Annotated in this window: 18 protein-coding genes; 10 read left to right on the top strand and 8 right to left on the bottom strand. The window is 35.2% G+C overall.

From position 1 onward, the window contains the following. Positions 1-48 precede the first annotated feature (48 nt). The 3 genes from CCE82_RS02700 (at position 49) to CCE82_RS02690 (ending at position 4,464) form a co-directional block, all read left to right on the top strand. Positions 49-864: an MIP/aquaporin family protein gene (locus tag CCE82_RS02700; RefSeq protein WP_086427887.1), complete on the top strand. Its 816-nt coding sequence runs from the start codon at positions 49-51 to the stop codon at positions 862-864. A gap of 300 nt (positions 865-1,164) precedes the next feature. Next, positions 1,165-2,667, top strand: coding sequence for a glycerol kinase GlpK (gene glpK / locus CCE82_RS02695; protein ID WP_086427886.1), 1,503 nt, complete (start codon positions 1,165-1,167; stop codon positions 2,665-2,667). A 126-nt stretch (positions 2,668-2,793) separates the two neighbouring features. Then, positions 2,794-4,464, top strand: coding sequence for a glycerol-3-phosphate dehydrogenase/oxidase (locus CCE82_RS02690; RefSeq protein ID WP_086427885.1), 1,671 nt, complete (start codon positions 2,794-2,796; stop codon positions 4,462-4,464). A gap of 288 nt (positions 4,465-4,752) precedes the next feature. Here the strand turns inward: CCE82_RS02690 and hfq are convergent, their stop codons facing one another. The 4 genes from hfq to CCE82_RS02665 all read right to left on the bottom strand — a co-directional run bounded on the left by hfq (position 4,753) and on the right by CCE82_RS02665 (position 7,979). After that, positions 4,753-4,959, bottom strand: a complete 207-nt coding sequence (gene hfq / locus CCE82_RS02685; RefSeq protein WP_019165427.1) for an RNA chaperone Hfq — start codon at positions 4,957-4,959, stop codon at positions 4,753-4,755. Then, on the bottom strand, positions 4,952-5,908 hold the full coding sequence (gene miaA / locus CCE82_RS02680; RefSeq protein ID WP_086427884.1) for a tRNA (adenosine(37)-N6)-dimethylallyltransferase MiaA: 957 nt from the start codon (positions 5,906-5,908) through the stop codon (positions 4,952-4,954). Before miaA ends, hfq begins: the two co-directional genes overlap by 8 nt. Further along, the gene (locus CCE82_RS02675) at positions 5,895-6,848 is read right to left on the bottom strand and encodes an alpha/beta fold hydrolase (RefSeq protein ID WP_086427883.1); all 954 of its coding nucleotides are present in this window, start codon (positions 6,846-6,848) and stop codon (positions 5,895-5,897) included. The genes miaA and CCE82_RS02675 overlap by 14 nt, the downstream gene beginning before the upstream one ends. Positions 6,849-7,505: 657 nt before the next feature. Then, a complete protein-coding gene (locus tag CCE82_RS02665) occupies positions 7,506-7,979 on the bottom strand; it encodes a glutathione peroxidase (RefSeq protein WP_086427881.1) in 474 nt (157 codons plus the stop codon). Between the two features lie 105 nt (positions 7,980-8,084). Between CCE82_RS02665 and hflX the strand changes: the two genes are divergently transcribed. The 5 genes from hflX (at position 8,085) to CCE82_RS02635 (ending at position 13,646) form a co-directional block, all read left to right on the top strand. After that, a complete protein-coding gene (hflX, locus tag CCE82_RS02660) occupies positions 8,085-9,317 on the top strand; it encodes a GTPase HflX (protein ID WP_086427880.1) in 1,233 nt (410 codons plus the stop codon). Positions 9,318-9,334: 17 nt separating this feature from the next. After that, positions 9,335-10,582, top strand: a complete 1,248-nt coding sequence (locus CCE82_RS02655) for a methionine gamma-lyase family protein (protein ID WP_086427879.1) — start codon at positions 9,335-9,337, stop codon at positions 10,580-10,582. Between the two features lie 175 nt (positions 10,583-10,757). Beyond that, positions 10,758-11,126, top strand: coding sequence for a MerR family transcriptional regulator (locus tag CCE82_RS02650; protein WP_086427878.1), 369 nt, complete (start codon positions 10,758-10,760; stop codon positions 11,124-11,126). A gap of 23 nt (positions 11,127-11,149) precedes the next feature. Further along, entirely contained in the window at positions 11,150-12,490 is a 1,341-nt protein-coding gene (glnA, locus tag CCE82_RS02645; RefSeq protein ID WP_086427877.1) for a type I glutamate--ammonia ligase, read from the top strand. Positions 12,491-13,100: 610 nt separating this feature from the next. Beyond that, on the top strand, positions 13,101-13,646 hold the full coding sequence (locus CCE82_RS02635) for a hypothetical protein (RefSeq protein ID WP_086427876.1): 546 nt from the start codon (positions 13,101-13,103) through the stop codon (positions 13,644-13,646). A gap of 901 nt (positions 13,647-14,547) precedes the next feature. On the opposite strand, the gene CCE82_RS02630 is transcribed toward CCE82_RS02635, so the two are convergent. From CCE82_RS02630 to CCE82_RS02615, 4 genes are all read right to left on the bottom strand, one after another. Next, the gene (locus CCE82_RS02630; protein WP_086427875.1) at positions 14,548-15,069 is read right to left on the bottom strand and encodes a PH domain-containing protein; all 522 of its coding nucleotides are present in this window, start codon (positions 15,067-15,069) and stop codon (positions 14,548-14,550) included. Between the two features lie 575 nt (positions 15,070-15,644). Then, the gene (locus CCE82_RS02625) at positions 15,645-16,271 is read right to left on the bottom strand and encodes a hypothetical protein (protein ID WP_086427874.1); all 627 of its coding nucleotides are present in this window, start codon (positions 16,269-16,271) and stop codon (positions 15,645-15,647) included. 557 nt (positions 16,272-16,828) lie between these two features. Further along, positions 16,829-17,329: a hypothetical protein gene (locus CCE82_RS02620; protein WP_086427873.1), complete on the bottom strand. Its 501-nt coding sequence runs from the start codon at positions 17,327-17,329 to the stop codon at positions 16,829-16,831. Positions 17,330-17,561: 232 nt separating this feature from the next. Continuing rightward, complete coding sequence (locus tag CCE82_RS02615; protein ID WP_086427872.1) at positions 17,562-18,104, bottom strand: Ltp family lipoprotein; 543 nt, start codon at positions 18,102-18,104, stop codon at positions 17,562-17,564. A gap of 1,192 nt (positions 18,105-19,296) precedes the next feature. Between CCE82_RS02615 and CCE82_RS13015 the strand changes: the two genes are divergently transcribed. Beyond that, positions 19,297-19,461, top strand: a complete 165-nt coding sequence (locus CCE82_RS13015) for a hypothetical protein (protein WP_167370952.1) — start codon at positions 19,297-19,299, stop codon at positions 19,459-19,461. A gap of 669 nt (positions 19,462-20,130) precedes the next feature. Further along, positions 20,131-20,877, top strand: a complete 747-nt coding sequence (locus tag CCE82_RS02605) for a glycerophosphodiester phosphodiesterase family protein (RefSeq protein WP_086427870.1) — start codon at positions 20,131-20,133, stop codon at positions 20,875-20,877. Positions 20,878-20,894 lie beyond the last annotated feature (17 nt).

The raw sequence follows: 20,894 nt of genomic DNA, 5'->3' as shown, positions 1-20,894 counted from the left end.
TTTAATGCGGATTGGAGTCTCTTTCTATTTAAAGGGAGGAAAAAAAGAATGAACGTCTATTTAGCCGAATTTTTCGGAACAGCATTGCTCTTACTTATGGGTGGGGGTGTTGTTGCGAACGTAAATTTGAAAAAAACAAATGCTAATGGCGCCGATTGGATCGTGATTGCAGTAGGTTGGGGCCTCGGTGTAACGTTAGGTGTCTATGCTGTTGGGCAAATTTCTGGCGCCCACTTAAACCCTGCTGTAACATTAGCGTTAGCCATGAACGGTGATTTTCCTTGGACACAAGTACCAGGATATATCATCGCGCAATTAATCGGTGGGGTGTTCGGGGGCATGCTCACTTGGTTAATGTATTTACCGCATTGGCGTGCTACTGAAGATCAAGCGACAAAACTGGGTGTATTCGCTACTGCGCCAGCATTAAAAAACTATACGGCTAACTTCATTTCTGAGATTATGGGTACAGCTGTATTAACTTCTGGTTTATTATATATTGGTGCAAACAAATTTACTGACGGTTTAAATCCTTTAATCGTTGGTGCATTAATTGTCGCAATTGGATTAAGTTTAGGTGGTACAACAGGTTATGCGATTAATCCTGCCCGTGACTTAGGTCCGCGTATTGCACATGCGATTTTCCCTATCACTGGAAAAGGTGGTAGTGGTTGGGGTTACGCGATTGTACCGGTTTTAGGGCCAATGGTCGGTGGTATGGTCGGTGCGGTACTATACCGTCTTTTCTTTAATGGCATTTTTGATGTATGGACTATTGTTACTATCATTGTTTTAGTATTAACATTATTATTAGGTATGGCAATGAACAAAAAAGCGCCTAAAGATGAAATTGCTAAAATTTAATTGAATTTCAATATTTCAAAATGATATAGAAAGTACATGGATGACGAGGTCGCTATCGTTTTGCTACACAATGGATAGAGGCCTGGTCATTCTTATGAAATTGAAAAGAAATCGTAGCGCTTTATGAGATGTTAAAAACGAAGTGAGCGATGAACTGATCAATTTGAATGAAGCCATATGTTTAAATCAGACATAAAAACGGCTAAAAGTATAGAGAACTTTAATTGGAAAGCACAACATGAATGACATATAACAAGTTAATAATGACTTAGAGATGAAGAGTTGAGAGGAGACAATATTATGGGAAACTACATCTTATCTATTGACCAAGGAACAACAAGTTCAAGAGCAATTCTATTTAATGAGGAAGGGGAAATTGTAGGCGTAGCGCAACGTGAATTTAAACAGCATTTTCCTAAATCAGGATGGGTCGAACATGATGCGAATGAAATTTGGTCGTCTGTATTATCAGTAATGGCATCAGTGATGACTGAAAACAACGTATCAGCGAGTGAAATTAAAGGTATCGGTATTACAAACCAACGTGAAACAACAGTCGTTTGGGATAAAGAAACAGGTCGTCCAATTTATAACGCAATCGTATGGCAATCACGTCAAACACAACCGATTTGTGATGCATTAAAACAAGAAGGCCATGAACAAACATTCAGAGACAAAACAGGTTTATTATTAGATCCGTATTTCTCAGGTACAAAAGTAAAATGGATTCTTGATAAAGTTGACGGCGCACGCGAAAAAGCAGAAAAAGGCGACATCTTATTCGGTACAATCGATACTTGGCTCGTTTGGAAGTTATCAGGTGGCCGTGCGCACGTGACAGATTATTCCAATGCAAGTCGTACGTTAATGTACAACATCCATGAATTAAAATGGGATGACGAATTACTTGAATTACTTGATGTTCCTAAAGCGATGTTACCTGAAGTAAAACCATCAAGTGAAATTTATTGTGAAACGATTGATTATCACTTCTTTGGTCAAAATGTACCAATCGCTGGTATCGCGGGTGACCAACAAGCAGCATTATTTGGTCAAGCGTGTTTCGAACGCGGTGATGTGAAGAATACTTACGGCACAGGTGGCTTCATGTTAATGAACACAGGTGAAGAAGCAGTTAAATCTGGTAATGGTTTATTAACAACAATTGCTTACGGTATCGATGGTAAAGTGAACTATGCACTTGAAGGTTCAATCTTCGTATCAGGTTCTGCAATTCAATGGTTAAGAGACGGTCTCCGTATGATTAACTCAGCACCACAATCAGAAGACTATGCTAAACGTGTTGACTCAACTGAAGGTGTCTATGTTGTACCAGCATTCGTTGGTTTAGGTACACCATACTGGGATTCTGATGCACGTGGCGCGATTTTCGGTATTACACGTGGTACAGAAAAAGAACATTTCATCCGCGCGACATTAGAATCATTATGTTATCAAACACGTGACGTTATCGAAGCAATGGCACAAGATTCAGGTATCGATGTGAACAGTTTACGTGTTGATGGCGGCGCAGTGAAAAATAACTTCTTAATGCAATTCCAAGCAGACTTGTTGAACATTAACGTTGAACGTCCTGAAATCAACGAAACGACAGCGCTTGGTGCAGCATATTTAGCAGGTATTGCGACAGGCTTCTGGAAAGATAAGTCTGAAATTCAAAGACGTTGGAAATTAGAGCAATCATTTGAACCTGAAATGGATCAAAAAGAAAGCAACCGTCTGTACAAAGGATGGAAAAAAGCGGTTGAAGCAACGCAAGTTTTTAAATTAGACGAAGAATAAGCCGTGTGATATACTTGAGTTAAGTTAATAGCTTCACGCGAGATAGTAAGAGACTTTGTTCGTACAACTTGATGAAAGTATGTAGGCGGAGTCTCTCTTTTTTATGAAATTAGGAGGCGAAAGTATATGAGATTATCAACTTTAAAACGAGATTCGGTTAAAAAACGTATGCAAAACGAAGCGTATGACCTGATTGTTGTCGGGGGCGGCATCACTGGTGCAGGTATCGCTTTAGATGCGACTGCTAGAGGTATGAAAGTCGCTTTAGTTGAAATGCAAGACTTTGCGCAAGGTACAAGTTCACGTTCAACTAAATTAGTACACGGTGGTCTTCGTTATTTAAAACAATTCCAAGTTGGCGTTGTTGCTGAAACAGGAAGAGAACGTGCAATCGTTTATGAAAATGGCCCACACGTGACAACACCTGAATGGATGTTATTACCAATGCACAAAGGTGGTACATTCGGTAAATTCTCTACATCTATCGGTTTAGCCATGTACGACCGTTTAGCAGGTGTTAAAAAATCTGAACGCAAAAAAATGTTGAGCAAAAAAGAAACTTCTGCTAAAGAACCACTTGTGAAACAAGACGGTTTAAAAGGTGGCGGTTACTACGTTGAATATCGTACTGACGACGCACGCTTAACAATTGAAGTTATGAAAAAAGCGGCTGAACAAGGCGCAGATATTATGAACTATGCGAAAGTGACAAATTTCTTATACGACAATAAAGAAAAAGTGAATGGTGTTTCTGTCGTTGATCGTTTAGGTAATGAAACATTCGAAATTAGAGGTAAAAAAGTTGTTAATGCTACAGGTCCTTGGGTAGACGAAGTGCGTAGTGCAGACTACTCTAAAAACAACAAACAATTACGTTTAACTAAAGGGGTACACGTTGTTATCGACCAATCTAAATTCCCATTACGTCAAGCTGTGTACTTTGATACAGAAAAAGACGGTCGTATGATCTTTGCGATTCCACGTGAAGGTAAAGCGTATGTTGGTACAACAGATACGTTCTACAACAACGACAAAACAAAACCACTTGTAAACCAAGAAGACCGTGATTATTTAGTGGATGCGATTAACTACATGTTCCCAACTGTTAACGTAACAGATGCAGATATTGAATCAACTTGGGCAGGTGTACGTCCATTAATTTTAGAAGAAGGTAAAGATCCTTCAGAAATTTCTCGTAAAGATGAAGTATGGGAAGGTAAATCAGGCTTGCTTACAATTGCAGGTGGTAAGTTAACAGGTTACCGTCACATGGCTTTAGAAATTGTGGACTTAGTAGAAAAACGACTTAAACAAGAGTACAAACTGAAATTTAAAGAAGTAGATACAAAACACATCCCAATTTCTGGTGGTGATGTAGGTGGTAGTGCAAACTTCGAACAATTCGTTGAAGATAAAGTTGCAACTGCAAAAGCAATGAACCTAGATACTGATTTAGCACGTCGTCTTGCTACAAAATATGGCTCAAACGTAGACGACCTATTTGCCATTGCACAAGCAGCACAACATCAAAATACAGGTCTACCATTAGAACTTTATGTTGAATTAGTTTATGGTATCCAAAACGAATTAGTTGTTAAACCAACTGACTTCTTAGTGCGTCGTACGGGTGCTTTATACTTCGATATTGATACCGTACTTCGTCATAAAGATACTGTTGTAGACGTATTAGCTGATTTACTTGGTTACGATGCTAACGTGAAAGCTGTCTACAAACAAGAATTAGATGAAGCGATTCAAGAAGCAAGACACGGTCAACATCAACCAGCTGAAAAATAATTGAAACAAAACGTCTGAGGTGGACATCATCTCAGGCGTTTTTTCGTCCAAAAATAAAAAGAAAACGGTCGATGAGAGGACTCACCAACCGTTCACCATATATTCATACTCTTAAAATGGTAATGACTTCCCTATATGCGCGAAGAAATGAATGAAGAATTGAAGTGGAAAAATCTGAATCACTTCTCCCTTATTTGTGCTTGTTGTGCACCAAATAATGCCGAATAATGCCCTCACAATAACGACATTGTAGTGACACAAGACTTATCCACTTCAGTTAACATGTTTCTAGTTTGTACCTTCTAAAAATGTACTAATTGCATGTTTGTAAATTAAATGATGACGCCCCTGAGAGAGTATATCAATTACATATTGGTCAAAATCAACAATTGTACCGCGTAATTGGAAACCATTCGTTAAAAATACCGTCAGTTCTTTACCCTCACTTTTAAATTTTTCTAGGTACTCATCTTGAATGTTACGTTTCTCAATCATGTTCATTTCTCCTTTTATTTATTAGGGGTTTAAGCTCAGATAACATTGAAGTAAGTGACATCTTCTCTCTATCTAACCAATGAACATTAAGTTTATTTTTAAACCAAGTCATTTGTCTTTTTGCATAATTTCGTGAATGCTGTTTCAATAATCTCACAGCCTCATCTAACGGCATTTCATTTTTAATTACCGGTATCATTTCTTTATAACCGATAGCTTGCATACTTTGACACGATTCATAACCTAATTCAATAAGTTCTTGCACTTCATCCAATAAACCATGAGACAACATGATGTCGACGCGATTATTTATTCTAGAATATAAGGTGTCACGCGACATTTTTATCCCTATTAATAATGTATCATAATTTTCAGTCAATTGGGTACTTTTCTTGCGATTACTTAAAACTTTTTTTGTACTTAAGTAATATGTAATGGCACGTTCGACCCTTTTACGATTGTTTGGATGAATTTCTCGCTGTGAATCAGGGTCAAATGTACCGAGATAGTCATGTAATGCTTCATTCGAGTACGACTTCAGTTCTTCCAATTGTTGTGCAACCCGTTTTTCAGTTTCGGGTGAGATCGTTTCATCATCAAATTGATAATCATATATGACAGATTGAATATACAATCCTGTTCCTCCAACAATAATCGGTACTTTACCACGTGCAGTGATATCCGTAATTAAATCTTGTGCTTGTTGTTGAAAATCATATGCAGAATATGTTTGATCCGGTTTTAATATGTCAATGAGATGGTGGGGGATGCCGTCCATTTCAGCTGTGCTTACTTTGGCAGTACCAATGTCCATCCCTTGATAAACTTGCATAGAATCCCCACTTATGACTTCTCCATTAATTGCTTTAGCTAGCGCGACACCGAGTTCCGTTTTACCACTTGCGGTTGGGCCAACAATTGCTACGATAAAGGGTTTATTTTTTGACACCCCATTCACCTACTTTTTGCTTTTTAATAATTTGTCGACTCATCCAGTCTAACATATGTCGCCATACGGTTTCTTTATCTTTTTCAAATAAAACTTCATGTCTTTTATTTTTATAAAGTTGGACTGTAATATGATGGACTCCGCCCTTTTTTAAAATTTTACCTAGACGTCGAATGCCTTTCCCATTACCTCCAAACGGATCATCTTTTCCTGAAACGAGTAAGATTGGCAAATCGAGATTCATTTTAGCAATATTTTTAAGGCGTGACGTACGCATCATTGTATGAAGAACACTGTAAATGAGCTGGTTAGATACGAGAAAACCAGTGTGAGGGTCTTGAATAAATTGATCGACCTCTGCTTTATCAGAACTTAACCAATCACTCGTCGTACGTGCAGGTTTAAAATTTTTGTTAAAGCGTCCAGTCGTCATATGGTTAAGCCATTGCATTCGACGTTTCTTACCACAAATGAGGGTAACAATTTTAAGTATAGGTAAAACGAGGCTATAATACCATGTTGAAAAGTATCCTGTCCCGCTCAACACTAATCCTTGTGTTGCTTGTGGAAAAGTTTGGACAAATTGACGTGCAATGATAGAGCCCATCGAATGTCCAATGAGTATCAGAGGCAAATGTGAATCAAATTGAGCCTTCAGTGTACTTTGAATTTCAAAAGCGTCTTGGACCACTTGCTGCACGGAATCAAAATGACCACGAACCCCGTCAACATCATGACCATGACCACGATGATTATGTCGAATCACGTGATAGCCTTGTTGATTCAGTTTTTCAACTAAATGTACATAACGGTCCATATGTTCTGCCATGCCGTGAAAGATATGAACAATGCCAACCGCTTCAAAATCAGCACGATCGACTCTCGCCTCAATCATCGTCCCATCAGTCACTGCAATTTTCATGGCTTCTGATTTTACCATTTTATTCACCTCTCAAGTTCAGATCACTTACTTCAACTTTACCACATCCAGCAGATTGAAACACATTAAAACACACTTGCAATACATAACTTCATATATAAAATAATGATATACAATATAATGGAAGGTTGTAAAAATTGGAATGAATCATCAAGCATATAAAGAAAGCGGCAAATAGAGAAGTGTGGTCGTCATTGGATGTCCAGTGACGAATATACATTTTCAAAAGGTATTATATTTTACAATAGGATTTATGCTAGAACAACATCGAACACTTGTCTGACATTTATTTGAAAAAGATGAAATACAAGGGTGGCTATATGGTCCTGTCATGCCAAGTATCTATATACAGTATCAAGTTTGGCCTAAAAACGTTATGACAGATGAAGGAGAGGTATGTGAAGAACTTAATACTGCCAAAATCAATTCAATCATAGATGTTTTAATACAGGTTGATCCTTTTAAACTTGTGGAAATCAGTCAAGAACATCCTTTTGGCAACAACATGAGCGCGCGATAAGAGAACAAAACGAATGACCTATTTATCGCTTTTCCAATATTGAGCAAGCTTTAGGAAAAGTGAGTTCGCTAAACATTGAAAAACATCACCTATTTCAACGTGGTTAACGTGAAAGGGTGATGTTTAACTTTGTAAATCTATAATAAACTTTCAATATCTTGCTTTAAATTTTCGGGTGTTTTTTGTGGTGAAAAGCGTTTAACCACTTGACCGTCACGATCGATTAAAAACTTAGTGAAATTCCATTTGATTTTATCGCCGAAGATACCTGATTTTTGTGATTTAAGATAGTTATAGAGTGGATGAGCATTGTCACCATTCACTTCGATTTTTTCATGCATCGGGAATGTCACGCCATAATTCAACTGACAATTCGTCGCTGCTTCTTTACCACTACCAGGTTCTTGCTTGCCGAATTGATTGCTTGGAAAACCTAAAATCGTAAATCCTTTGTCGCGATAAGTGTCATAAAGTTTTTGTAGACCTTCAAATTGCGGCGTTAAACCACATTCACTCGCTGTATTCACAATCAGTAAGACATCACCTTTATATTGTGATAGGGAATAGGTTGTACCATCAATTTTTGGGACTTCTATATCATATAAATGCATCGTCTTCACCTCTAAATCTAATATAGCACAATCGGCACGTATAGTCTTAATTCGCACACTATGATAGAATACGTGATGATATGTCAAATAGAAAACGGTGATAATATGCGTAAAACAGAACTTCACTCTACTGAAAAAGTGAAAGAAACAGCGGTACTGATTGGGGTAGATTTGTATCAGTCGGATTATGATTTTGAAAGTACGATGAATGAATTAAACGCGTTAGCTTATACGTGTGATTTAGATGTTAAAGGGCAATGGACACAACAGAAAAATCAAGTGGACCATAAATATTATGTCGGTAGCGGTAAGTTAACAGATATTAAAGATTTTATTGAGTTTCATGATATAGACGTCGTCGTCACAAATGATGAGTTAACGACAGCACAATCTAAAAACTTAAATGCACGGTTAGGTATTAAAGTGATTGATCGAACGCAACTCATACTTGAAATCTTTGCGTTAAGAGCGAAAAGTAAAGAAGGGAAGCTCCAAGTTGAATATGCACAATTAGATTATTTATTACCTCGTTTGATGGGACATGGTAAAAGCTTATCACGTCTCGGTGGGGGTATCGGTACGCGTGGCCCAGGTGAAACGAAGCTTGAGACAGATCGCCGCCATATTCGTACACGGATGCATGAAATCAAACGTAAATTAGTAGAAGTTGAAGCGCACCGAGAACGTTATCGTAATCAAAGGGAACAAAATCGTGTATTTCAAGTTGCTTTAATTGGTTATACCAACGCGGGTAAATCATCGTGGTTCAATACATTAACTGCAGCTGATACGTATGAACAAGATTTGCTTTTTGCAACACTCGATCCGAAGTCGCGTCAACTTAAAATAAACGATGGGTTTGAGATGGTCATTTCAGATACGGTTGGTTTTATTCAAAAATTACCGACAACGCTGATTGAAGCTTTCAAATCGACGTTAGAAGAAGCACGCCAAGCTGATTTACTCATACATGTCGTTGATGCGAGCCATGCAGAATATAAAATTCAATACGATACAGTCAATGACATTATTCAAGAGCTTGAAATGCAAGACATTCCACAAGTCGTTATCTTTAATAAAAAAGACTTATACGAAGGGACATCAACACCTGTAGCTGATGCGCCATCTGTGTTCGTATCCTCAAAAAATAAAGCGGATATTTCGAAAGTGAAAGATTTACTGTTTCAAGTGATTCAAAAGCAATTTGAGTTTTATGCAGTGGCAATTCCGAGCGCTGATGCTGAACAATTGTATTATCTTAAACAACATACGTTAGTGACAAAATTAGAATATGATGAAGCAACAGACCAATATCACATTGAAGGTTATCAAAAATAATAGAAAGAAGCGGAAACATGACACAATTAACCGAACTTATTGAAGAAGTAGAAACAACTTTAGCACCATATTTTAAAGACATTGAAGCGCGTGCATTTGAAAATCAAGCACGGGTCCTCGATGCGTTTCATAAAGTCAAAATTACAGAGGCAGATCTTGTCGGCTCTACAGGATACGGCTATGACGATTACGGTCGAGATCATTTAGAAGCGGTTTATGCTGAGACATTTAAAGCCGAAGATGCCCTCGTACGACCACAGCTCATTTCTGGCACACATGCGATTACAGTCGCTTTACAAAGTACGCTTAAACCAGGTGACAGTTTGATGTACATTACAGGTAGTCCTTACGATACATTATTAGAAGTCATCGGCATTAACGGTAATGGTGTAGAAAGTTTGAAAGAGTATGGCATTCACTACCAAGAAGTTCCATTGAAATCGGGTCAAATCGATGTCGCACGTGTATTAGAAACGATCGATCATACGACAAAAGTGATTGCGATACAACGTTCAAAAGGGTATGATCAGCGCCCGTCTATTAACGTTGATGAAATCGGGGATGCGCTTCAACAAATTAAGGCCAAGCATCCTGAAATCATTGTATTTGTCGACAACTGTTACGGTGAATTTGTTGAGACAAAAGAACCTATAGAAGTCGGCGCAGATTTGATGGCAGGATCACTCATTAAAAATCCAGGCGGCGGACTTGCCAAAATTGGGGGATATATCGTCGGACGTCGTGATTTAGTAGAACGTTGTGGCTATCGTTTAACGGCACCAGGTATCGGTAAAGAAGCAGGTGCGTCACTCTATGCTTTACAAGAAATGTACCAAGGCTTTTTCTTAAGTCCACACGTTGTCAGTCAAAGTTTAAAAGGGGCACTTTTTACGAGTCTGTTGTTAGAACGTGTAAACATGCGTACTTCACCGCGTTATGATGTGAAGCGTACGGATTTAATTCAAACAGTTTCTTTTGACACGAAAGAACAAATGATTCAATTTTGTCAAAGTATCCAACATGCGTCGCCGATTAATGCCCATTTTAGCCCTGAACCGAGCTATATGCCGGGTTATGAAGACGATGTCATTATGGCAGCTGGCACATTTGTACAAGGATCATCTATTGAATTATCTGCTGATGGACCGATTCGCCCCCCATATGAAGCGTATGTTCAAGGCGGTTTAACGTATGAACATGTGAAAATTGCAGTGACACGGGCAGTTGAAAAATTAGTTGAAGACGGACTCATCACATTAAAATAGATAAATTTTACACTTTCACGCCATGTCGCACGTTAAATTAAAGGTCTGAATTGTCAGAAATGTTGTTATATCAAGGGTGTAATGGCTCATGTCAGGTTTTCTGACATATTTTTGAAATGTCCATTTGGGTATGCTATTGTTAAGTCAAGTTCAAAAAGTCAAGGAGATGTAGGAGATGGATAACGATAAGATTCGCCGCAACATGCCTGTATTTCCGATGAGTGTTGTCAGTCGATTAACGGAACTGTCCGCGAGGCAAATTCGTTATTATGAAACACATGAACTTGTAACACCTTCGCGCACAGAAGGGAACAAACGGCTCTTTTCGCTCAATGATTTAGAAACATTACTTTCGATAAAACATTTATTAGAAAAAGGTTTTAATATGAAAGGGATTAAACAAATTATGCTAGCGGACGGCCAGAGTTCCCTAAACGATGAAGAAGAGCGGTTAAGAAAACAAATGCTCGTAGATACGACGCAAAAACCGCAACGTGATTCGATACCATTGAATCGTGGAGATTTATCGCGCTTTTTTAAATAACTTATACTGGAGGACATTTTTCAATGCCAAAACAACACTTTACTAAAGATGATATCAGACGCTTTGCCAAAGAAGAAAATGTACGCTACTTACGTCTACAATTTACTGATATTTTAGGAACAATTAAAAACGTGGAAGTACCAGTAAGCCAATTAGAAAAAGTTTTAGACAATGAAATGATGTTTGACGGTTCTTCAATTGAAGGATTCGTACGTATCGAAGAATCAGACATGTACTTATATCCAGACCTTGACACTTGGGTGATTTTCCCATGGACAGCAGGACAAGGTAAAGTTGCACGCTTAATTTGTGACGTCTATACGACAGATCACGAACCATTCTCAGGTGACCCACGTAGCAACTTAAAACGTGTGTTAAAAGAGATGGAATCATTAGGCTATACAGATTTCAATTTAGGACCAGAACCAGAATTTTTCTTATTTAAGTTAGATGAAAAAGGCGAACCAACAATGGAATTAAACGATCACGGTGGTTATTTTGACTTAGCTCCAACAGACTTAGGTGAAAACTGTCGTCGTGACATCGTTTTAGAACTAGAAGATATGGGCTTTGACATCGAAGCATCACATCACGAAGTAGCGCCAGGCCAACACGAAATTGACTTTAAATATGCAGATGCCGTTACTGCATGTGACAACATTCAGACTTTCAAATTAGTCGTAAAAACAATTGCACGTAAACATAATTTACACGCAACATTTATGCCAAAACCATTATTCGGTGTGAACGGTAGCGGTATGCACTTTAACGTATCATTATTCAAAGGTAAGGAAAATGCCTTCTATGATGAAAATGGCGATATGCAATTAACAGCAGATGCTTGTCACTTCATCGCAGGTATTATGAAACATGCACGTGGCTACACGGCTGTATGTAACCCACTTGTGAACTCATACAAACGTTTAGTACCAGGTTATGAAGCGCCAAGTTATATCGCTTGGAGTGGTAAAAACCGTTCACCACTTGTTCGTGTACCAAGCTCTCGTGGCTTATCAACACGTGTAGAAATCCGTTCAGTAGACCCAGCAGCGAACCCATACATGGCATTAGCAACAATTTTACAAGCAGGTCTAGACGGCATTAAAAATAAATTAGAAGTACCAGAACCAGTGAACCAAAATATCTATGAAATGAACCGTGAAGAACGTGAAGCGGTTGGTATTGAAGACTTACCATCAACACTTTACACAGCATTAAAAGCAATGCGTGAAAACCCTATCGTAAAAGATGCATTAGGTGAACACATCTATCACCAATTCATCAACTCTAAATCAATCGAATGGGACTACTACCGCACACAAGTGTCTGAGTGGGAAGTTGAACAGTATATGAAGCAATATTAATAAGTGGAACCCTTGAAGCAATGCGCTTTGAGGGTTTTTGTTTTGAAATCAAATTGAGACCAGTATGATAAAATTAGTGTTTTGGTCTCTATTTGGTCTCAATTAGGTGCTTAAAAATATTCGAATCATTGAAACAATAAGCTTTGAAAGTTTTTGTCTTTGCACCCAGTTTTTACTTTTTATATGAATTGGGTGCAAAATGGGTGCAGGCTTATCCGAAAAGGTTGCTGTCATTAATAAATTTTTCAAACTTCTCTTTTGCCTTATGATTCATTTTTTCGGTCACAAGGTTTTCAAATTGTATTCTACCCGTTATTCATCAAGAAGAAAATTTTCAGATTGGTAAAATTGCTGATAAAGATGGGAATTTGTTGAAAGAAAAAAAGCTTTGTGGAGTAAGTTAGAAGTTAAGTAACACGTTAAAAAGGTCATACTGTATTATATTTGAGGGGGCATTTCGACTTTCCTGTTTTTGTGTTAAGAAAGTAAATGTCGTATTAAATCCTTAATACTTATACATATTAAAGTAATTGGAATAAAGTACTAATGTGTTATATTTATAATGGGATGTTTATTAAGGGATTGTTTAAACTTTTAAGGGGTTTTTGTAATGAACAAGAAAATCAGTAAAATTGTTACTGCTACAGTTCTTACTTCGCTTTTGACAGGTCCTGTGTATCTCATATTGGATTCTAATAAAGTTAATGCTGAAACGACTAAGGCGATTGATGAAGAAATGAAGCAAAAAAAAGAAATTGCAAATGCTTTATTGAAAGAGATAGACAATAGTAAAAAGGACTTCAAAGATCCAAGTATAGCTGAAAAATTAAAAATTCAAGTTAAAAATTATAGAGATGGTGTTGCTGAAAGAGGGAAAGCTACTTTAACTGCTAAAGCAGGTGCTAAGGCGATTAAGGCAACTGTAAATAAATTTGGCGAAAAGGCGTGGAATAAATTAATTGCTAAGGTAGAAAAAACAAGCGGAACAAAATTAGTTATGTTTCACTATCAAAGTATCAATAAATTTTGCGATGTTTTAACAGGTTTTGAAGGTAATTTAGCGGATGCTATGGCTGCAGGATTGACTAATAATTTTGGTTTTAACAAACAGTTTGCGTATATTGTTGCTAGAGCTTTCATCGCTATAGTATTGTAGGTTTATTTGCTATGAGTACTAATAAAATAGTTTATTTGGTGTTTCTGGTAATAACCTTTATTATTTATGTATCTTTACCTGTTATTCTTGGAAAAAATACATTTGATGCTCGATTATTTGTTATTTTTCCCTTACTGTTCTTTGGAGCCTTTTTATTTTCTTCTGGCAATAATAAAAAGAAGTGATGCTCTAAATGATGAGATTTAAGAGCATATACAAAGTAATATATTTATTCCTCAACTATAGAACAAAAGTGTCTGGAAGTTGAACTGTATATGAAGCAATATTAATACGTGGAACCATTGAAGCAATGCGCTTTGAGGGTTTTTGCTTGGTGCGCCCGGTATGGGTAACATCTTGACGGTGAAAGTCCGTTATAGGCTTGGTAATAGGAACTGTTAGCGAAAGACTAGGTTGTCCATTGTGAAGTGGAATCTGAAGGAAGTCGGACGCAAACACTCGCACTGACAAACAGAAACATCATATTAAGGCTATGTGGAATGGATGAATCTGCTAAACAAGATGAAGTCCGATACTACCCGAGTTCTATATAGTAAATGATGCGGTGACATGAGTGGAAAGGGGTTACACCGTACCCCGGGAGGTCTCATCAGTGGTATCTCTACCGTAGTAACAACGAATGATGAGAAGTCAGCAGAAGTCATAGTAGGGAAAATGTACCGAAGGACTGAACAATATTCAATACCAAGTAAAGATTGGAGGTTATAGATTTACGACGTACAGAATACGGTCTTAACCGGCAACTTATGGAAGGATAACTTATTTCATGCTGCACAAATCTCTCAGCTGACACTCCACGCTTTTATAATTTGAAATATTCTCTTTGATAAAAAAATTCTATTCATTACGTAAAAAATGGGTAGGCATGCTACCCATAAAATTATAAATTTAATAGTTGTTTCTTTTTAGCCTCAAACTCTTCTTGAGTTATAGCATCCATATCTAATAACTCTTTTAACATTTTGATTTTTTTAAAAGCCTCTAATTCGTTATCCAAACTAGAATTATCGGGTTCAGTTTCTAATACATTTTGAGAACCTGTTACTTTACCATTTATCTTTTCGTTTACAAATTCAATAAAATCATCTAACTCGTCATCATTAATCCACTTTATAGAGACTTTATTACCACTTGAATAAAAAGTAATTATGTTACCCATTAATTTTTTACTTAGTTCAAACGTACTTATTTTATTGTAATGAAAAATTTCTGAATCATAGCCACTTAATCTTTTAGCGCAAAATATTATTCTTTCCTCAGTTGCTGCTAAAACACCGTTTTTAACCGTATCGTTTCCTAAGGTTTTAGTTTCATAAGCGCCAAAAATAGAATAAACTATTTCTTCGTTTTTGTGTAAAAAAGAATCTGTAATCAATTCTAAGTTTTTCTTTTTATTAGCCATAATACTATCTCCACTCCTTAAATGTTTTTATATATAGATAACGGCTCAAACCTTAAAATGTATCCACCGTAACTTACAGATCATCCGTAATTTAGTTTGCAGTGTACCTAATACAAATGTTTTTGTGACTTCAAAATATAAAGTCGATTCTAAAACATTTTGCGCACTTTAATGGTATGCGTTAATTAAACCCTACAATGAAATAATAGTCTCTTTTGCAAAGAATCTTGCTTCTAATTCAAGTTTATGATTAAGTATGTTCGACTGATCTAGGATGTTGCAAGAAGAAATTTTATGGGGAGATTGTTTTTGTCTTCGATGTGTATATAATATTATTTTATTAACAGTTCTTTATACTTTTTCAGAAGCTATCATCTTATTAAATAATTGTCACATAATTATCTAATGTTTTCAGTAAACCTCTAAGTTTCAATTGTTGTTTGTCTAAAAATTGCCATATAAATAGGTTTTAAAAATTCCAGTTGAATATACTTATTTTAAACTTGATATTGAACAAAAAACTTATAAATGATTTTATTCGGTTTTAAAAGTAAAAATTTATAATTGTGTTTACTTTAAGGACGACTTGAAACTATTAGTTGATTGACATTGCCATGTTCATTAAGAACTAGTGTCACAAAGTAGTCTTTATTTAACGACTTTGAATGATACTTTTGCTCTGTATCTGTTATATTAGACACAAACTCAGCGTCTTTCGCCATATAATCTTTTGCATGCTCATTCAAAAAGTTTTTGTCTAAATTTTTATCGAGTGGTAGTTTTGAGAAACTTTTTTCAGCTTGTAAAATTTCATCATTTTCACCTAAGACATAAGTCACATCATCGACTACGACTAAGACATAAGTCACATCATCGACTACGACAACGCTATTATTATTATTATGTGGCTGAGATAATTTTCCGTAAACTGTATCATCTTCAGGTGCTATATTAACTTTTTCAACAGTTAAATCAGCTTTTGAATTATCAATTTCAGTATTTTCTTTTTCTTCTTTGCTTGGTGACTTTTCCTCTTTTTTTGATTTTTCTTCAGTTTTTGGGCTTTCATGGTCTTTATCCTTATGAGAGTCTCCAAAAAAAGCGCTACATCCACTAAATAATAAGATTATTAACAGCACTATACCTAAACAGCCAAAACACCCTGAGCATCCAGACTTCTTTTCGTTTTCCTTTGTTAACATGTGCATATCCTCCTTTATAATTTCTAGATTAAATAGATAAAGCTTTTAATCTTCTTATCGTTTATAAGTAAAGGGTTTAATTTAATAATATAATCGTAAAGTTAGTATATAAGTCTTTTGTTTTTCGATCACATTACTATATATTATAAAACTTAATTCTACGTCTAAAAACGGCATCTCGTGGTTAAATGAGATGCCTTTAGTGAAAGTATCTATTAACCCTTACAATGTGATTAAAAGTTATAAATTTTAAAACACTCATCTACTTATTTCTGAATGTTTTTCATCAATAATACTAATTTACAACAATATTTTATGGCGAACAATACTTTTTATTATATCTTTTATATTATATCTGACCGGTGTATTATAATGATAAAGGTCAGTTAAATGAGGATACAGTAAAAATGTAACTGCTCTAAAAAGTAATAGATAAATTAATTATTTAATTTGAGAGTATATAATTAAGGAACTTTAGCAAGTGTATAAATTTGTAATGTAATCATTCTGTATTCGTAAAAAAGTAAAATAATATAGTTACGGTGAATTACCCAAAGTCATTGGTTCTCGTTGTTGATGATTTCAGAAACTCTATCATTATATTCTTCTTGTGGTAAACCTTGAAAATCTTTTTGTATTGTAAGTTCTTCAATTTGCTTTTTCGCTTGTTCAGACATTCCTTCTGTACTAAAGTCTGTTGGAGGTAAACTATTTAAATCGATTTTTGCTTTTTTATTTTCTTGAACAGGATGATTTTGTTGTGATGTATATTCTTTAGGCATTTGTTGACTATCATATTGTGGGGTTTGTTGAATATATTCCAGCTGTGATTGTTCAGATACAGCTACATTATCAGACTGTTGATTATATTCAGAAGTTACAGGACCTTCTGTTGAGGGAGGTTCATTTTCTTTAGTGTTTTTTTCTTCCTTAAGTTCGTCTTTTGTTTTTTCTGGTGATTTAATTTCTTTTTTTGTCGTTTCCTTTTTACTCTCATCATTACCACAGGCACCTAAAAGTAATAAACTGGAAATCAATAAAAATAAACTTTTTTTCATATTTCAAACTCCTTAAATAATTTTTATTCAAAGCATCACATGGGCATATTATCTGTCTTTAATTAGACTGTATTTTAATTATATGTTTAAGACTGTGTTTAATTATTAAATCGTTTTTCTCGTATGTCATATGAAGATTATTTTCTATACGTATTACATTTCTTCATTGACTACAATAAAAACATTTCAATACCGTACAAATAATTAAGGGTACGTAAGAGTACCCCTGAAATTATAAATTATCGACTGCATACTTTGCTTCTTCTTCTGTAAATTTATCACCATAATTTGAAATTAACTGATCATAGATAGCATCTTTGGACATATTTTGGTCTTTTTGATAAGATTTAGCAGCTTTTAAAGCATTTTCTTTATAATCGGCTTTTAAGTGATCGATAGCATATTGTGCATCTTCTTCTGAAAATTTATCACCAGCATCAGATGTTAATTGATCAAAAATACCTTGTTTAGACATATGCATTGTATCAGCATAAACTTTAGCGGAATTTAAAGCAGCCGTCTGATCATTAGTTGCATCTGAATCCTTCTTAATTTCAGAATCACCATTATTTAAGTTTTTATCCACTTCATTCACGAACGCTCCGGTACAGGCAGAGAATAAAATAGCTAAAATGATAAATATACCTAAACAACCTCCGCAGCCCCATAACCAACGCTTTTTAGCTTTAGAAGCCTGCTCTTTTTTGTAATCTTCAAATTGTTGCTGTTGCCTTACTAGCAATTCTTCATTACTGAGTTCTTTCTTTTCTGACATTTTTAAGCCCCCTTAAAATAATTGTGATATTAAACGCATAAAGCGGTTTAATCAGTGCTTTAAACATTATGTAACATGGATTAAAGCTGATGATATGCTCGAAATATCGAGTCGCAAAGTCGCATTTTTTAGTAATCCATCTCAACTTAATTACTGCTAAATCTTCAATATTAAAGTATTCTAAATAAATCACATCTTTTACAACTTTTACACAACTCGAAATTACGGATTAGATCACACTTATTGTTTAAAAATATACTTGTGTTGTATTTATTCTTCTATGCCTTTATTTTTAAATTGGCAACTTAAAATATGAATTTTTAGAGAATGCAACTTTTTGATTCTTTAATAATAATTTACAACAATATACATTGCCCTACAATACTTTTTGTAAATTTTTGTACAATATAAGAATTAAAATAATGATAATGTGTCATCGTAAAGGTGAGAGAATAACAATTTGGATGTCATGACAAGCTATGTGGAGAGAATGTGCTAATAAATTCATGTTTCAATTTTTAACTGTTTGAAAAGAAATATAACTGAGGGAATTAAGAAAGGGTAAAATAGTGTAGTTATTGGAAGGCTCGGATGATAATTTAGGATCACGTGTTTTCAAAATTTTTATAAGAGAACGCTTAAGAGCAGTATTTAATATTTGAATCCATAATTAATTATGCAGCAATTTACCTCTAAAAATGTAGTCGTATGTGTTGAGTTAACAAAAGGAGATTAAATGATTATTACCTAAAGTATTTTGATAAATTGAAGCATAAATTATGATTCTACTCTGTTCAGCTTTTGACTTGACTTAACGACCTTACTTTTCAATCTCTTTATTTTTGGACCGAAAATAGAAATAAACGATGATAATATTGATGATTGCGAAAAGACCATAACCGCGCCCCTCAAATTCTATGAAGTGGAAAGCGACAAGTAAGTTGACGACTAGAGCCAGAAGGATAAAAACGAAAGCAAGATTTGGAATGATTTTTTTGAACATCATGCAACACATCACTTTAATTATTTTTATTATATATTACTTATTGATATGATTTTAACACAAATGAAGAATAGTTTAAATTATTGAAGAAGATACATTAGGTCATTAAACTGTGTTGATTTTATGATATAGTAAACAAGAATATCAATTGTATTTATCGTAATTAATATATGAATAGGGGAATGTGTGATGATATTCAAAATATGTTTAATCGTATTAATATGGCTGCTACCACAAATAATTAGAGTAGCGCGTATTTTACATTTGAAACACTTAGGCTATAAATATATCGGTCACGATCAATATGAGAAAATTGGGGATAAAAAGTACAAGTGGTATGAATGGTTAAGATAATTCAACGTACACACCATTTTGCTGCGTTTGATCAGCATGCATATACAAAATTAAATCAACTGATAGACTAACACTCATGATTTTTAAGTTCAAAAGTCATCGGGTGTTTTTTGTTCGCTACATTTTAATTACTATGTTGCAAAAATGACAAAAAGCTAACTTTATGTAAAAATATGATGCACTTACATTAAAATTTTTCGACAAACTATTGTCATAATTATATTAACGCATTATAATATTGAAAATGTCTAATGGAAACCTTTTCATACGCGTTCTCATCATGTTGTATGCATGCTGTTAATATATGAATTTTCTATTGTGTCACTATTTGAATAAAATAAATGATGTATCGCTTTGATAATAAGCTCCAGTTGCTGCTGGAAAATTAAGCAGATATCGATCATTCATACAAATAACGTATCCACACAGTAGCCATTAAATAAGCATAATGAGAAAAAGTAGGGAAGCATGTTTCTTATTAGAATAATTCATTGACGTAAAAACTAAGAAAGGAAAACTACTCAAACGACATATCAATCAATATAAAAGTCTGTTGTTACAAAAACATATCCTCAATAGAGTTGCACGAGGTACATGTTAAACGTGAATTGTTAGAAAATTCATCGTTTAAACAGACAAAAATAATCATTTGAGTAGTCAGGCACCATTATGACAACAATTTTTGCACACAGAGGTTTGTCGAGTAAGGCACCAGAAAATACATTTGCTGCATTTGATTTAGCTCGAAAAGTGGAAGGCGTGAAATGGCTCGAACTCGATGTTGCGATTACAAAAGATGAAAAGTTAATTATTTTTCACGATGATGACTTAGATCGCACAACAGATACGACAGGGGAAGTAAGTGAAACATTGTATGAAAAGATTGAACATGCCACTTCAGGCGCTTGGTTCGGTCCAGAGTTTGAAAATGAACGTGTCATGACGTTTGAACAACTGATTGACTTTGCGAATCGCTATCAAATGAATCTAAACATTGAACTTAAAGGGGTAACTGGTCCAAATGGCACATATTTGAGTGAACGCATGATTCAATTGTTTAAAGCGCAGATTAAGCAATTGGATTCTAACATCGAAGTGCTCATTTCAAGTTTCAACTTTGCACTGCTTAAATTGGCAGAACAACATGTGCCACAGTATACAAGAGCTGTATTATTTGAACGTTGTGCCTTTTATCCAGATTGGCGAACAATTGTCGATTTTTGTGGCTCATCCATCGTTCATTTAGAGGACATTAATTTAACACGCGATGTCGTACAAGAAATTAAATCATCTGGCTATACATTAAACGTGTGGACGGTCAACGATAAAGATCGTGCAAATACGCTTTTCAATTGGGGCGTAGATGGCATATTTACAGACTGTGCTGACGATTTAATACATTTACAAAAAGCATAGGATTTACAACTTAAAGA

The organism is Staphylococcus cornubiensis, assembly GCF_900183575.1.
GTDB lineage: Bacteria > Bacillota > Bacilli > Staphylococcales > Staphylococcaceae > Staphylococcus > Staphylococcus cornubiensis.
This window is presented reverse-complemented; position numbering and strand designations above follow the sequence as displayed.

Bases quoted from the DNA above. Each gene is read 5' to 3' on its own strand.
- CCE82_RS02700 (WP_086427887.1), top strand. From the start codon at position 49: ATGAACGTCTATTTAGCCGAATTTTTCGGAACAGCATTGCTCTTACTT.
- glpK (WP_086427886.1), top strand. From the start codon at position 1,165: ATGGGAAACTACATCTTATCTATTGACCAAGGAACAACAAGTTCAAGA.
- CCE82_RS02690 (WP_086427885.1), top strand. From the start codon at position 2,794: ATGAGATTATCAACTTTAAAACGAGATTCGGTTAAAAAACGTATGCAA.
- hfq (WP_019165427.1), bottom strand. From the start codon at position 4,959: ATGATTGAGAAACGTAACATTCAAGATGAGTACCTAGAAAAATTTAAA.
- CCE82_RS02675 (WP_086427883.1), bottom strand. From the start codon at position 6,848: ATGGTAAAATCAGAAGCCATGAAAATTGCAGTGACTGATGGGACGATG.
- CCE82_RS02665 (WP_086427881.1), bottom strand. From the start codon at position 7,979: ATGCATTTATATGATATAGAAGTCCCAAAAATTGATGGTACAACCTAT.
- hflX (WP_086427880.1), top strand. From the start codon at position 8,085: ATGCGTAAAACAGAACTTCACTCTACTGAAAAAGTGAAAGAAACAGCG.
- CCE82_RS02655 (WP_086427879.1), top strand. From the start codon at position 9,335: ATGACACAATTAACCGAACTTATTGAAGAAGTAGAAACAACTTTAGCA.
- CCE82_RS02650 (WP_086427878.1), top strand. From the start codon at position 10,758: ATGGATAACGATAAGATTCGCCGCAACATGCCTGTATTTCCGATGAGT.
- glnA (WP_086427877.1), top strand. From the start codon at position 11,150: ATGCCAAAACAACACTTTACTAAAGATGATATCAGACGCTTTGCCAAA.
- CCE82_RS02635 (WP_086427876.1), top strand. From the start codon at position 13,101: ATGAACAAGAAAATCAGTAAAATTGTTACTGCTACAGTTCTTACTTCG.
- CCE82_RS02630 (WP_086427875.1), bottom strand. From the start codon at position 15,069: ATGGCTAATAAAAAGAAAAACTTAGAATTGATTACAGATTCTTTTTTA.
- CCE82_RS02625 (WP_086427874.1), bottom strand. From the start codon at position 16,271: ATGTTAACAAAGGAAAACGAAAAGAAGTCTGGATGCTCAGGGTGTTTT.
- CCE82_RS02620 (WP_086427873.1), bottom strand. From the start codon at position 17,329: ATGAAAAAAAGTTTATTTTTATTGATTTCCAGTTTATTACTTTTAGGT.
- CCE82_RS02615 (WP_086427872.1), bottom strand. From the start codon at position 18,104: ATGTCAGAAAAGAAAGAACTCAGTAATGAAGAATTGCTAGTAAGGCAA.
- CCE82_RS13015 (WP_167370952.1), top strand. From the start codon at position 19,297: ATGATATTCAAAATATGTTTAATCGTATTAATATGGCTGCTACCACAA.
- CCE82_RS02605 (WP_086427870.1), top strand. From the start codon at position 20,131: ATGACAACAATTTTTGCACACAGAGGTTTGTCGAGTAAGGCACCAGAA.